21 protein-coding genes are annotated in these 13,240 nt (G+C 42.2%); 18 read left to right on the top strand and 3 right to left on the bottom strand.

Features of this window, described 5'->3' with window-relative positions; translation table 11 throughout:
* Positions 1–49: 49 nt before the first annotated feature.
* The 3 genes from AAEY57_RS08220 to AAEY57_RS08210 all read right to left on the bottom strand — a co-directional run bounded on the left by AAEY57_RS08220 (position 50) and on the right by AAEY57_RS08210 (position 1,992).
* On the bottom strand, positions 50–1,213 hold the full coding sequence (locus AAEY57_RS08220) for a hypothetical protein (protein ID WP_350607393.1): 1,164 nt from the start codon (positions 1,211–1,213) through the stop codon (positions 50–52).
* 150 nt (positions 1,214–1,363) lie between these two features.
* On the bottom strand, positions 1,364–1,564 hold the full coding sequence (locus tag AAEY57_RS08215) for a helix-turn-helix transcriptional regulator (protein WP_016710191.1): 201 nt from the start codon (positions 1,562–1,564) through the stop codon (positions 1,364–1,366).
* 8 nt (positions 1,565–1,572) lie between these two features.
* Positions 1,573–1,992 (bottom strand): hypothetical protein, encoded by a 420-nt coding sequence (locus tag AAEY57_RS08210; RefSeq protein ID WP_016710192.1) that lies wholly within the window; start codon positions 1,990–1,992, stop codon positions 1,573–1,575.
* Between the two features lie 237 nt (positions 1,993–2,229).
* On the opposite strand from AAEY57_RS08210, the gene AAEY57_RS08205 reads away from it, so the two are divergent.
* The 18 genes from AAEY57_RS08205 to rplQ all read left to right on the top strand — a co-directional run bounded on the left by AAEY57_RS08205 (position 2,230) and on the right by rplQ (position 12,919).
* A complete protein-coding gene (locus tag AAEY57_RS08205; RefSeq protein ID WP_350607390.1) occupies positions 2,230–4,167 on the top strand; it encodes an AsmA family protein in 1,938 nt (645 codons plus the stop codon).
* Positions 4,168–4,441: 274 nt separating this feature from the next.
* On the top strand, positions 4,442–4,810 hold the full coding sequence (rplN, locus tag AAEY57_RS08200; RefSeq protein ID WP_008115397.1) for a 50S ribosomal protein L14: 369 nt from the start codon (positions 4,442–4,444) through the stop codon (positions 4,808–4,810).
* A gap of 10 nt (positions 4,811–4,820) precedes the next feature.
* Entirely contained in the window at positions 4,821–5,135 is a 315-nt protein-coding gene (gene rplX, locus AAEY57_RS08195; RefSeq protein WP_004589210.1) for a 50S ribosomal protein L24, read from the top strand.
* A gap of 16 nt (positions 5,136–5,151) precedes the next feature.
* Positions 5,152–5,691 (top strand): 50S ribosomal protein L5, encoded by a 540-nt coding sequence (gene rplE, locus AAEY57_RS08190; protein WP_010392500.1) that lies wholly within the window; start codon positions 5,152–5,154, stop codon positions 5,689–5,691.
* A gap of 10 nt (positions 5,692–5,701) precedes the next feature.
* The gene (rpsN, locus tag AAEY57_RS08185; RefSeq protein ID WP_006794245.1) at positions 5,702–6,007 is read left to right on the top strand and encodes a 30S ribosomal protein S14; all 306 of its coding nucleotides are present in this window, start codon (positions 5,702–5,704) and stop codon (positions 6,005–6,007) included.
* A gap of 21 nt (positions 6,008–6,028) precedes the next feature.
* Positions 6,029–6,421, top strand: coding sequence for a 30S ribosomal protein S8 (gene rpsH, locus AAEY57_RS08180; protein WP_350607388.1), 393 nt, complete (start codon positions 6,029–6,031; stop codon positions 6,419–6,421).
* A 13-nt stretch (positions 6,422–6,434) separates the two neighbouring features.
* Positions 6,435–6,968: a 50S ribosomal protein L6 gene (gene rplF / locus AAEY57_RS08175; RefSeq protein WP_138561320.1), complete on the top strand. Its 534-nt coding sequence runs from the start codon at positions 6,435–6,437 to the stop codon at positions 6,966–6,968.
* A gap of 9 nt (positions 6,969–6,977) precedes the next feature.
* Positions 6,978–7,328, top strand: a complete 351-nt coding sequence (gene rplR, locus AAEY57_RS08170; RefSeq protein ID WP_008115388.1) for a 50S ribosomal protein L18 — start codon at positions 6,978–6,980, stop codon at positions 7,326–7,328.
* 9 nt (positions 7,329–7,337) lie between these two features.
* Positions 7,338–7,844, top strand: coding sequence for a 30S ribosomal protein S5 (gene rpsE, locus AAEY57_RS08165; RefSeq protein ID WP_008115387.1), 507 nt, complete (start codon positions 7,338–7,340; stop codon positions 7,842–7,844).
* Positions 7,845–7,847: 3 nt separating this feature from the next.
* Positions 7,848–8,030 (top strand): 50S ribosomal protein L30, encoded by a 183-nt coding sequence (gene rpmD / locus AAEY57_RS08160; protein WP_008115384.1) that lies wholly within the window; start codon positions 7,848–7,850, stop codon positions 8,028–8,030.
* 4 nt (positions 8,031–8,034) lie between these two features.
* The gene (gene rplO, locus AAEY57_RS08155; protein WP_013466073.1) at positions 8,035–8,469 is read left to right on the top strand and encodes a 50S ribosomal protein L15; all 435 of its coding nucleotides are present in this window, start codon (positions 8,035–8,037) and stop codon (positions 8,467–8,469) included.
* 10 nt (positions 8,470–8,479) lie between these two features.
* Positions 8,480–9,808, top strand: coding sequence for a preprotein translocase subunit SecY (secY, locus tag AAEY57_RS08150; RefSeq protein WP_008115380.1), 1,329 nt, complete (start codon positions 8,480–8,482; stop codon positions 9,806–9,808).
* A gap of 22 nt (positions 9,809–9,830) precedes the next feature.
* Positions 9,831–9,944: a 50S ribosomal protein L36 gene (gene rpmJ / locus AAEY57_RS08145; RefSeq protein ID WP_002959476.1), complete on the top strand. Its 114-nt coding sequence runs from the start codon at positions 9,831–9,833 to the stop codon at positions 9,942–9,944.
* A gap of 125 nt (positions 9,945–10,069) precedes the next feature.
* A complete protein-coding gene (gene rpsM / locus AAEY57_RS08140; protein WP_008115377.1) occupies positions 10,070–10,426 on the top strand; it encodes a 30S ribosomal protein S13 in 357 nt (118 codons plus the stop codon).
* Between the two features lie 12 nt (positions 10,427–10,438).
* A complete protein-coding gene (gene rpsK / locus AAEY57_RS08135) occupies positions 10,439–10,825 on the top strand; it encodes a 30S ribosomal protein S11 (protein ID WP_002959471.1) in 387 nt (128 codons plus the stop codon).
* Between the two features lie 21 nt (positions 10,826–10,846).
* The gene (rpsD, locus tag AAEY57_RS08130; RefSeq protein ID WP_002959461.1) at positions 10,847–11,467 is read left to right on the top strand and encodes a 30S ribosomal protein S4; all 621 of its coding nucleotides are present in this window, start codon (positions 10,847–10,849) and stop codon (positions 11,465–11,467) included.
* Between the two features lie 24 nt (positions 11,468–11,491).
* Positions 11,492–12,478 carry a DNA-directed RNA polymerase subunit alpha gene (locus AAEY57_RS08125; RefSeq protein WP_008115371.1) on the top strand — a complete coding sequence of 329 codons (987 nt, stop codon included), beginning with the start codon at positions 11,492–11,494 and terminating at the stop codon, positions 12,476–12,478.
* A gap of 39 nt (positions 12,479–12,517) precedes the next feature.
* A complete protein-coding gene (gene rplQ, locus AAEY57_RS08120; RefSeq protein ID WP_013466072.1) occupies positions 12,518–12,919 on the top strand; it encodes a 50S ribosomal protein L17 in 402 nt (133 codons plus the stop codon).
* The last annotated feature ends 321 nt before the right edge of the window (positions 12,920–13,240 follow it).

Genomic DNA, 13,240 nt, shown 5'->3' with positions numbered 1-13,240 from the left:
CCGCACCATCAAAGCGCTGCTAGGCTATTTTATTTTTCTTGTGGGTTAATTAACCAAAAATGGCACGCATTAGGGTAATTGTTTCGTTTACACCACGGCCTTTTTGTACTTCGCTAATAATAGAGTCACGTTTAGCACGAATATGCTCTGGAACATCATCAGCAGCAAGTGCGCGGTCCACTAATATTTCAGCCGATTCTTTGCCGCGGCGTGGCGCTTTACTGCTGCTCGAAGTGCTACGTGTAGGTTTATTTAGTAGCTTAATGTAGTTAGAGTTATCTGCAGTATTAGTATCTGCATAATAAAAAAAGCAAGGTATTAGCGCTTTTATATCCACTAACTTAGTTTCTAGTTCATTACCTGCATTGGCCATTTTAAACCATGACATAGCGTGAATGCTTTGTACTACATCTTGCCAGTAACGCTCAAAGTCACGGTTATTTAATTTGGTGATACCAAGTGCGGAGCAAAGTGCATCTAAGCGACTGTTACTAATCGGTGTAAATACATCAGGGCGGCGCATTGCTAATAAGCGGGTGGCAGGCGCCAGAGTTGGTTTTTCATCACTACCATTAAATGCACTCAAGTAAGCAATTACAAATTGTTGGTAATTACCTAGCGCTACATCACCCTCAAGTGGAATGTTGCTAAGGGCATCGTCGAATGCACCTGGCAAATCAGCCAGCATCTGGTGAAAACCTTTGGCGCTTTTGGTAGAGGCAAACCATTCTACATCAAAGTTATAAGTACTCGGATCGAGTGATGCCATATGCTTACCGCTAAAAGCGAGTAAGTCTTCAGGGATCATATCTTTTAACGGCTTTTCACGCAGGCCTGCAATATAAGTAGTTAAACGTAGCTGCTCATCAAGTGCCACCAGTTCTTTATGTTGCTCTACAAACATACTCACTACTGGCCAAGGCGCGACACGTAGTGTTTTTAACTGCAAAAAGCTAATTGCTGAAATTAATAAATCATGAAGTTTCTTTAAAGTTGGTAACTGATTGGTTTCAAGTAAATCATGATTGATACGGTCACGGCTAGCATGTAGTAATTCGTAACACCAACCTAAGAAGTCTTCAGGATGATTTTCTATTTTCACCGCCATCAGATTTAAGCTGATCTCAGAAGCCTGTTTTAAAATATTTTGATAAATCTGGCCTTCTTGTTCGCCTAATGCCATTTGTGAAGGTGAAATGAGCAGTTTTTTCATGCCTGATGGTACTCCGGTTAGATACATTTTTCATGTTGTTCAATTTTAGCGCAAAACGCCCTAAAACAACAGGGCTGTGCATCATACCGAAGAATAGAAGGGATGCAATCAAGATAGTTCTGAAAATCTCAAGATTGCATCATTGCTGTATTAATCGTGCTCATCGAGTATAAATAGACTCTCAACCGAGGTATTAAAGTGCAGTGCTATTTTCAACGCAATGATCACCGACGGTGTAAAGCGCGATGTTTCGACCGTACTAATGGTTTTGCGCGAAACATTAATCGCATCGGCTAGTTCTTGCTGCGATAGCCCCGCGGCTTTGCGAAATTCTGCTATATGGTTTTGCACATTAACTCCTAATCACGACTTTGCCAAAGGATGGAAATACCGTACACCAAACTCATAACAGCTAAGTAAAAAGTAGCCATCATACTATGCGATACTTGTAACGCGAGACTGTCAGAGCATAAATATATTGTGCCCATGCTAAATAACAGTGCTAGTACAACATGTTTATAGGCAATCGTATCTATGGTGTTTAAATACTCATCTTTATAAGTCAGGCGGTAACTTAATTTCCATGTAAAACCGCCTCTGATCACAAACATAAAGAATGAGCCAAGAAAAGCTGCACTTCCTAAAAACAACAACGGTACTGATGTGTGATTAAGTATGGGGTAACCACTGATAATTAGTAAAGTTACACCCATGAATATGGAAAACCATGCGTTTTGCGCCATAAATTTTTCTTCGGTTTTAATATCTTGTTGTTTCATAATATCCATCCTGTGAAAGTTTTAATTTGTGTTTTTGTAACCTACAGGTATCAATGTAACCTTGAGGTATCATTTGGTCAAGTTATTTTTGTAACCTAAAGGTATCAAAATGTTTCAAGGTGAATTTATATTGCAGGTGTAACAGCGAGGAAATGGCTTTTTTATAGCTATAGCAATGATTTTAATGCTAACTCCCGCTATGATAAGAGTATTATTTGCACATTTGAAAGGACCATCATGAAAACCTTATTTAAAGTTATTGGCGTTATACTGTTATTGCTTGTTGCTTTAATCGTTGCAGCGCCGTTTTTAATCCCTACCGATGCAATCTTTAACAAAGTTTCGCAACAGGTAGAGCAAACCACAGGGCGAGCTCTGACCATTAAAGGTGACAAAACCTTATCTGTTTTTCCGTCATTAAAACTTGAGCTTGAAGATGTGCACTTTGCCAATATGAAAACGGGCTCACGCGCTGATATGGCAAGCATGCAGCAACTGGCAATTCATATTCCGTGGTTTTCGCTATTTGGTGGTGAACTGAAACTAGAAAAGTTTGTCATTAATGAACCAAATATTCTGCTAGAAACCGATAAAAGCGGCAAAGCAAACTGGCAGTTATTTGATGCTGTGGCCAAGCAACCAGAGCAACAAACTCAAGCGGGAGAGGCAGTCAAACTACCTGAAAACTTTGATATTCAATTAGGTGAAGTCGCTATTTATGGCGGGTCATTTACTTATTTAGATGGTCAAACGGGTGCTAAACAACAAATTAGCGATTTAGAACTGGCTATATTACTGCCTTCACTGCGTAAACAGCTTGAAGTAACCGGTGCTATTACTTATATGCAAGAGCGATTTGAGCTTGATGTAAAACTTAATACACCAGCAAAAGCGATTGAAGGCGCCACATTTAATGTAAAACAAACGCTTAACTCACGTTTAGTAGATCTAATGTTTGATGGCAGCATAGCCAAACAAGGCCAAGACATTAAAGGACTTTTAACACTTAACGGTGATTCGGTTAAAAATATTGCTAACTGGCAAGGAGTTGACTTAAACGCTAAAAACAATGCGTTTAACGCCTTTAGCATCAATGCCGAAATGCACTTACTCGGTGAAGAGTTTAACTTAACTGAATTAGTAGCAACGCTCGATGCACTCGAGATTAAAGGTAAAAGTAAGTTAAATTTAGGCAGTCGCTTAGCTGTTAATGCTGATATTGACTTAGGCATGCTTGATTTAAATCCTTACTTACCTGAAACCGTAGCTAAAAAAGAAGTCCCTGCAAAAGACGACTCTAAGCGTGCAGAGCCAATAGCGTGGGATGATACTAAAATTGATTTAAGTGGCTTGAATGCATTAGATGCAAATGTGATTGTCCGTTCAAGTGGCTTAAAAGCGAACGATATTAAACTCGGCGCAAACCAGTTTACTGTGGCACTAAAAAATAGCGTTGCTAAATTAAGTTTAGACAGCTTTGCGGCTTATGAAGGAACAGGTAAAGGGGTGGTGACTATCAATGCTCAAAATACCCCTTATAAAATAGCAACCAACTTCGATTTAGATAAAATAGACGCACAGCCATTACTTAGCGATGCTGCAGGCTTTGATAAGTTAATGGGCAAAGGGTCGTTAAATTGGAATTTAACTACAACTGGGCAAAGCCAAAAAACGTTTATAAACGCGCTCAATGGTAAATTAGGGTTTAAGTTCGCAGATGGTGCGGTTAAAGGGGCGAACGTAGCGGAAATGGTGCGTAAGGGTAAAGAGCTAGTTAAAGGCAACTTTAATGCCGTGTCTGAGGGACTAGATACAGGATTTGAAGAATCTGAGAAAACTGATTTCTCTGCGCTTTCGGGTAGTTTTAACTTTACCAATGGCGTAGGCAAAAATACTGATTTATCGTTGATCAGCCCTTTAATACGCATTTCAGGTGAAGGAGACGTTGATTTGCCGCAAACTCTGGTTAATTACCGCCTAGTAACAGGTCTCGTTGACTCTATTGAAGGTCAAGGTACTACTGATGATAGCACTGGCTTTAAAATTCCACTGAGGATAAAAGGCCCATTCCATGATGTTGGTATAAAATTAGATATAGGCAGTCCGGCTAAAGATGAAGCAAAAGAAAAAGCTAAAGACAAAATTAAAGACAAATTAAAAGGTTTGTTTGGCTAATTTTAATTACTGATATAAAACAAAGCATCGCTACGGTGCCTTGTTTGTTTTGTAACCACCTGTAATTTAGATAGATAGCATAAATAACCAGTTTCTAATTTAGCCTCCGCATTAAATTAATTAAAAAATAACCTACCACTCCCCCCTCAATGCTGATACAATTGCCCGCCCTTAAGAGACATCTAGTATGTTTTTTGAGTGGAATTCAATCGAAATGTCTTGATTTTAAACAAATTTAAGACAAGTTGTAATTACTACACCGGAGGTCATTAACATGATCCAAATGCAAACTCAGCTGGAAGTTGCTGATAACAGCGGCGCTCGCAAAGTGCAGTGTATAAAAGTCCTTGGTGGTTCACACCGTCGCTATGCAGCGATTGGCGATATCATTAAAGTTTCTGTAAAAGAAGCGATTCCTCGCGGTAAAGTGAAGAAAGGTGATGTTAAAAACGCGGTAGTTGTGCGTACCAAAAAAGGCGTTCGTCGTCCAGACGGTTCATTGATCCGTTTCGACAGCAATGCGGCTGTTATCTTAAATGATAACTTGCAGCCTATTGGTACTCGTATTTTCGGCCCTGTGACTCGCGAACTTCGTAATGAAAAGTTCATGAAAATCGTTTCACTAGCCCCAGAAGTACTGTAAGGAGTCTATCATGGCAGCAAAAATCCGTCGTGATGACGAAGTAATCGTACTAGCAGGTAAAGACAAAGGTAAGCGCGGCAAAGTGCTTTCAGTTGTAACCGAGTCTGGTCGAGTATTTGTCGAAGGCATTAACTTAATCAAGAAACACCAAAAGCCGGTTCCACAGTTGAACCAAGCTGGCGGTATTGTTGAGAAAGAAGCGTCTATCGACGTATCAAACGTTGCGATCTACAACTCGGAAACGAGCAAAGCAGATCGTGTAGGTTTCAAGATTGAAGATGGTAAGAAATTACGTATCTTTAAATCTACTGGTAAAACTATCTAATAGTTGGAGTAGAATGATGGCGAAACTGCATGAAGTATATAAAGACAAAGTAGTTGCTGAACTTCAAGAGAAGTTTGGTTTCAGCTCTGTCATGCAAGTCCCTCAGATCGAAAAGATCACATTAAACATGGGTGTGGGCGAAGCCTTAGCTGACAAGAAGATTTTAGATAACGCTGTTGCGGATCTAGAAGCTATCTCTGGTCAGAAACCTTTAATCACTAAAGCACGCAAATCTGTTGCTGGCTTCAAAGTGCGTGAAGGTTACCCGATTGGTTGTAAAGTAACCCTACGCGGCGAGCGTATGTGGGACTTTTTTGAGCGTTTGGTTTCAATCGCTATCCCACGTATCCGTGACTTCCGTGGTGTAAGTGCTAAGTCTTTTGATGGACGCGGTAACTACAGCATGGGCGTACGTGAACAAATCATCTTCCCAGAAATTGATTATGATAAAGTAGACCGTGTACGCGGTATGGATATCACAATCACTACATCTGCGAAATCAGATGAGGAAGGCCGTGCGTTGTTAGAAGCGTTTAACTTCCCATTCAAGAAATAAGGGTAGGGTTATGGCAAAGAATTCTATGAAAGCGCGCGAAGCAAAGCGCACTAAACTAGTTGCTCAGTACGCTGAAAAGCGTGCAGCACTAAAAGCTATCATCAGTGATGTTAATACATCTGAAGATGATCGTTGGGACGCGGTACTTAAGCTACAAGCTTTACCTCGTGATTCTAGCCCTGCACGTCAACGTAATCGTTGTAACATTACGGGCCGCCCACATGGTTTCCTTCGCAAATTCGGCATGAGCCGTATTAAAGTTCGCGAAGCAGCTATGCGCGGTGAAATTCCTGGCCTTAAAAAGGCTAGCTGGTAATAGAATCATGGGAGTAAGACTATGAGCTTGCAAGATCCTATCGCGGATTTATTTACACGAATCCGTAACGGTCAGTCAGCGAAGAAAGTATCTGTAACGATGCCTAATTCGAAACTGAAAGTAGCATTAGCTAATGTATTAAAAAATGAAGGTTACATCGCAGACTTCTCAGTAAGTGGTGATGTAAAACCTGAGCTTTCTATCGAGTTAAAGTACTTCGAAGGCAAAGCTGTTATTGAAAATATCCAGCGTGTAAGTCGCCCTGGTCTACGTATCTATAAGAGACGTGACGAATTACCAAAGGTAATGGGTGGTTTAGGTATCGCTATCGTATCAACTTCTAAAGGCCTAATGACAGACCGCGCAGCACGTAGTGCAGGCGTTGGTGGTGAAATCATTGGTTTTGTAGCTTAATCGGAGGGGAACTATGTCTCGCATAGCAAAGGCACCAATAAACGTTCCTGCCGGTGTAGAAGTTACATTAAAAGGCCAGGAAGTCACAGTTAAAGGCAAAAACGGTGAACTTACTCGTACTATCAACGATGCAGTTGAAGTACAAGTTAACGACAACGTTATTACAACTTTACCTCGTGAAGGCGTAGCCAATGCATGGGCACAAGCAGGTACTGCTCGCGCTCTAATCAACAACATGGTTGTTGGTACGCATGAAGGTTACGAGAAGAAACTTCAGTTAGTAGGTGTTGGTTACCGTGCTGCAGCTAAGGGCAAAGTTTTAGACTTAACTCTTGGTTTCTCGCACCCAGTTAATTTCGCAGTTCCTGAAGGAATTACGATTGAAACTCCAAGCCAAACAGAAGTTCTAGTTAAGGGCGTAGATAAGCAGTTAGTTGGTCAAACAGCTGCTAACATTCGTGCATACCGTAAACCTGAGCCTTATAAAGGTAAAGGTGTTCGTTATTCAGATGAGAATGTACGCCGTAAAGAGGCTAAGAAGAAGTAAGGTAAGACGATGGATAAAAAAACAGCTCGTCTACGTCGTGCTAAACGCACTCGTAGAAATTATATTGAACAAGGCACAACGCGTCTTGTTATCCACCGCACGCCACGTCACATTTACGCTCAAGTTGTAAACGCTGAGGGTAATGTACTGGCTGCTGCTTCTACTGTTGAGAAAGCTATTAGCGAAACAGTTAAAGGCACAGGCAACGTTGCAGCTGCACAAGCAGTTGGTAAAGCGGTTGCTGAACGTGCGGCTGACAAAGGCATCGAAAAGATTGCTTTTGATCGCAGTGGCTTTAAATATCACGGCCGTGTGAAGGCGCTAGCTGATGCTGCGCGTGAAGCCGGTTTGCAATTCTAGGAGTAGACAATGGCTAACGTAGAAGCAAAGCAACAACAGCCTGATTTAGCTGAAAAGCTAATCGCGGTGAACCGTGTGTCTAAAGTAGTTAAAGGTGGTCGTATCTTTAGCTTTACTGCACTAACTGTAGTTGGTGATGGCGCAGGTAAAGTAGGTTTCGGTTATGGTAAAGCACGTGAAGTTCCAGCTGCTATTCAAAAAGCAATGGAAAAAGCACGTCGTAACATGATCAACGTAGACCTAAATGGCAACACATTACAGCATCCTGTTAAAGGACGTCATGCTGGCTCACAAGTGTTTATGAAACCAGCATCTGAAGGTACTGGTATCATTGCAGGTGGTGCTATGCGTGCAGTACTTGAAGTGACTGGTGTTCAGAACGTACTTTCTAAATGTTACGGTTCTACTAACCCGATCAACGTTGTACGTGCAACGATCTCAGCTCTTGAGAACATGAATTCTCCTCAGTCGATCGCTGCAAAACGTGGTCTTCGAGTAGATGAGATTTTGGGGTAAACCATGGCTAATAAAACTGTAAAAGTAACACAAGTAAAAAGCTCTATCGGTCGTTTACCGAAGCATAAAGCTACATTACGCGGTCTTGGTTTACGTCGTATCAATCACACTGTTGAGTTAGAAGACACTGCATGTGTACGTGGTATGATTAACCAGGTTTATTACATGGTTAAGGTAGAGGGGTAATTCGATGCATTTGAATACACTTTCACCTGCTGCAGGTTCAAAAACTGCTCCAAAACGTGTTGGTCGTGGTATCGGTTCTGGTCTTGGTAAGACTGGTGGCCGTGGTCACAAAGGTCAAAAATCACGTTCTGGCGGTAAAGTACGCGTTGGTTTCGAAGGCGGTCAAATGCCTATGCAACGTCGTCTACCTAAGTTCGGTTTCACTTCTCGCAAATCATTAGTATCTGCAGAAATTAACCTATACGAAATCGCTAAAGTTGAAGGCGATGTGGTAGACCTAAGCGCGTTACAAGCAGCTGGTCTAGTTAAAAAGAACGTTCAGTTCGTTAAAGTTGTTAAATCTGGCGAAGTTTCACGCGCTGTTACCGTTAAAGGCCTTAAGGCTACTAAAGGTGCACGCGAAGCTATCGAAGCTGCCGGAGGCAAGGTAGAAGACTAAGGAAGTACTAATGGCTAAACCAGGTCAAGATACACAAAGTGCACAAGGTGGACTTTCGGAATTGAAGCGCCGATTACTCTTCGTATTGGGTGCTATCATAATTTACCGTCTAGGTTCATTTGTGCCGATCCCTGGGATTGACGCCGCTGTACTTGCCGATTTCTTCGAGCAACAAAAGGGCACCATTGTTGAGATGTTCAACATGTTTAGCGGTGGTGCGCTTGAGCGAGCTTCAGTGTTAGCACTGGGTATCATGCCGTATATCTCGGCTTCGATTATTACGCAACTATTAACGCATATGTATCCGCCGTTTATAGAGCTTAAGAAAGAAGGTGAGCAAGGGCGTAAAAAGATAAGCCAGTACACACGCTACGGCACGCTTGTGCTTGCTACTATCCAATCAATCGGTATTGCCACAAGCTTACCGGGCATGATGAACGGGTTAGTTGTTAACCCAGGTATGGGATTCTACTTCACCGCTGTGGTGAGTTTAGTAACCGGTACTATGTTCCTTATGTGGTTGGGCGAACAGATAACAGAGCGCGGTATCGGTAACGGTATCTCAGTTCTAATATTTGTTGGTATTGTAGCTAACCTGCCGTCTGCTATTGGTTCGACAGCCGAAATGGCGCGCCAAGGTGATTTGAATGTTTTTGTACTGTTGATGGTTGCGGTTATAGTATTCGCTGTTACTTATCTTGTTGTATTCTTTGAACGTGGTCAACGACGTATCGTTGTTAACTACGCCAAACGTCAACAAGGTCGTCAAGTATTTGCTGCTCAAAGCACGCATTTACCTCTGAAAGTAAATATGGCGGGTGTTATTCCACCAATCTTCGCTAGCAGTATAATTCTGTTCCCTGGTACAATTGCAAGCTGGTTCGGCCAGGGTGAAGGTCCGGTTGCTGATGTGCTACAAGCAATTGCTACAACGTTGACTCCAGGTCAGCCTTTGTATGCAATGGTTTTAGCTGCGGCTATCATCTTCTTCTGCTTTTTCTACACAGCGTTGGTTTTTAACCCGCGTGAAACGGCAGACAACCTGAAAAAATCTGGCGCATTTATCCCAGGTATTCGTCCAGGTGAGCAGACATCTAAATACATTGATAAAGTGATGACACGCCTGACATTGGCAGGTGCTTTGTATATAACCTTTATCTGTCTGGTGCCCGAATTCATGACTATGGCATGGCAAACGCCATTCTATTTCGGCGGTACATCAATTTTGATTATCGTTGTAGTAATCATGGACTTTATGGCACAAGTACAGACGCATCTGATGTCACATCAGTATGATTCTGTGCTGAAAAAAGCGAACCTTAAAGGCTACGGTCGATAAGGTCAGTTTACGGAGTTGAGCAATGAAAGTACGTGCTTCCGTTAAGAAAATATGCCGTAACTGTAAAGTTATTAAACGTGCTGGTGTAGTACGCGTAATTTGCAGTGAGCCTAAGCATAAGCAAAGGCAAGGCTAAGTAAACAGTCGTGCAGGCTGAGGTTTCTCGGCCTGTGTTTTTAGTTGTGATTTGGTCTTCGTTTGAGTATCCTTACGGGCTTTTCAAACAGATGATTACCAAATTCAAATATAGGAGATGTGTTAGTGGCCCGTATCGCTGGCATTAACGTCCCTGATCATAAACATGCAGTTATTGGTTTAACAGCTATTTATGGCATAGGTAAGACTCGCTCTAAGGCTATCTTAGAAGCGACTGGTATCGCCGAGACCACAAAAATCGGTGAACTTTCAGACGAAACACTTGACGTATTGCGTGAAGCAGTTGGCAAGTACACTGTAGAAGGTGACCTTCGTCGTGAAGTTACTTTGAATATCAAGCGCCTTATGGACCTTGGTTGTTTCCGTGGCCTACGTCACCGTCGCTCTTTACCACTTCGTGGTCAAAGAACAAAGACTAACGCGCGTACCCGTAAGGGTCCTCGTAAGCCTATTAAGCGATAAGGGGATAGTAAAATGGCTAAGACACCAATTCGTCGTAAAAAGGTTAAAAAGCAAGTTGCTGATGGTATGGCTCATGTTCATGCGTCTTTCAACAACACTATTGTAACGATTACCGACCGTCAAGGTAATGCACTATCATGGGCTACTGCCGGTGGTTCAGGTTTCCGTGGTTCACGTAAATCTACTCCATTTGCTGCTCAGGTTGCTGCAGAGCGTGCAGGTACTGCTGCTCAAGAATACGGTTTAAAAAATCTAGAAGTTTTCATCAAAGGTCCAGGTCCAGGTCGTGAATCTGCTGTACGTGCTTTGAATGCTGCTGGTTACCGTATCACCAACATTACTGACGTGACGCCAATACCACACAATGGTTGTCGTCCACCGAAGAAACGTCGCGTTTAACAATAGGTTAGGAGAAATAACATGGCAAGATATTTGGGCCCTAAGCTCAAGCTGAGTCGTCGTGAAGGTACTGACCTGTTCCTTAAGAGCGGCGTAAGAGCTATCGACTCTAAGTGTAAACTTGAGACTGCACCTGGTCAGCACGGCGCTCGTAAAGGACGCTTATCTGATTACGGTTTACAATTACGTGAAAAGCAAAAAGTACGTCGTATCTACGGTGTATTAGAAAAGCAATTCCGTAACTACTACAAAGAAGCTGCTCGCCTTAAAGGTAATACAGGTGAAAACTTGTTACAGCTTTTAGAGCAACGTTTAGACAATGTTGTATATCGCATGGGTTTTGCTAGCACACGCGCTGAAGCACGTCAGTTAGTAAGCCACAAAGCGATTCTAGTTAATGGTCGTGTTGTGAACATTCCTTCATACGTAATTACTCCAGAAGATACTGTTGTAATCCGTGAGAAGTCTAAGACACAAGCACGTATCATCGCTGCTCTAGAGTTGGCTGAGCAACGTGAAAAGCCGACTTGGGTTGAAGTTGACGGTAAGAAATTGGAAGGTAGCTTCAAGCGCCTACCTGAGCGTTCAGATCTGTCTGCGGACATTAATGAACAACTAATCGTCGAACTTTACTCTAAGTAAAGTTAAGAGTTAAGAGAGGATAAAATGCAGGGTTCTGTTACAGAATTTCTAAAACCAAGGTTAGTCGATATCGACGCTATAAACCCAACGCGTTCTAAAGTAGTTTTAGAACCACTCGAGCGTGGCTTTGGTCACACTTTGGGTAATGCCTTACGCCGTATACTGTTATCATCTATGCCTGGATGTGCAGTAACTGAAGTTGAAATCGACGGTGTATTGCATGAGTACAGCGCGAAAGAAGGCGTACAAGAAGACATCATTGAAATACTACTAAACCTTAAAGGTCTAGCGGTAACGTTAGAAGGCAAAGATGAAGTTTTTCTGACCCTGACTAAATCTGGTGTAGGCCCTGTGACTGCGGCAGATATTCAGCACGATGGCGATGTAACAATTGCTAACCCAGATCATGTTATTTGTAATTTAACTACAAATAACAGCGAGATCAGCATGCGTATTCGTGTTGAGCGTGGTCGTGGTTATGTGCCGGCATCTAGTCGTTTATCCTCTGATGACGATGAGCGTCCAATTGGTCGATTGCTGCTTGATGCATCATTCAGTCCAGTTGAACGTATTGCGTACTCGGTTGAATCAGCCCGTGTTGAGCAACGTACAGACTTAGACAAGTTAATCATTGATATGGAAACAAACGGTACTTTAGATCCTGAAGAAGCGATCCGCCGTGCGTCTACTATCTTAGCTGAGCAACTAGATGCATTCGTAGATTTACGCGATGTAACTGAGCCAGAAGAGAAAGAAGAGAAGCCAGAATTCGATCCTATTCTACTTCGTCCAGTTGATGATCTTGAACTAACAGTACGTTCAGCAAACTGTTTGAAAGCCGAGCAAATTCAATATATCGGTGATTTAGTTCAGCGCACTGAAGTTGAGCTTCTTAAAACGCCTAATTTAGGTAAGAAGTCTCTAACTGAAATAAAAGACGTGCTAGCTTCACGTGGTCTTTCTCTAGGTATGCGCCTAGAAAATTGGCCGCCTGCAAGCCTAGCTGAATAATCTAAATCACTATATTAGTTTAGTTAGAAGGATAGGGTCATGCGCCATCGTAAGAGTGGTCGTCAATTAAACCGTAACAGTAGCCATCGTAAAGCGATGTTCAGCAATATGGCAGGTTCTTTGGTGAAACATGAAATCATCAAAACTACTTTGCCTAAAGCGAAAGAGTTACGCCGTGTAATTGAACCTTTAATCACACTGGCTAAGACTGACAGCGTAGCAAATCGCCGTTTAGCATTTGCCCGCACGCGTGATAATGAAGTAGTTGGTAAATTGTTCAGCGAAATCGGTCCTCGTAATACAGACCGTCCAGGTGGTTACACTCGTATTCTTAAGTGTGGCTTCCGTGCTGGTGATAATGCACCAATGGCTTATATTGAACTAGTTGGTCGCCCAGCGGCGAGCGAAGAAGTTCAAGAAGACGCACAGTCTGCAGAGTAAGTCTTTAAAGAGACACCAAAAAGCCGAGCTTATGCTCGGCTTTTTAATATCTAAAATTTATCACACAGTAATAAGGTCGCGACAAGTCCTCCCCAATTTTTTTATCAATAATAAACAACAGCCCCATATCAATAAAGGCAGTCTATTTGCTACTAACAGAAATATAGTTCGCTTATTTAAATACTTTCTTCATGTTACCCCTAACCTATATATTCTATTTAGCTACGATTGGTACAATTAAGCTAATTAACCTGAATCTCGTTTAAGAAAATTGAACTAAATGCCTGTTCCGAGATCCGATCTTTCGACCAAGAACGATTG

The sequence above is a fragment of the Pseudoalteromonas sp. MER144-MNA-CIBAN-0113 genome (assembly GCF_040308965.1).
Lineage (GTDB): Bacteria > Pseudomonadota > Gammaproteobacteria > Enterobacterales > Alteromonadaceae > Pseudoalteromonas > Pseudoalteromonas tetraodonis.
Note: the sequence above shows the minus strand (reverse complement) of the source record. Positions and strands in the feature narration are given on the sequence as shown.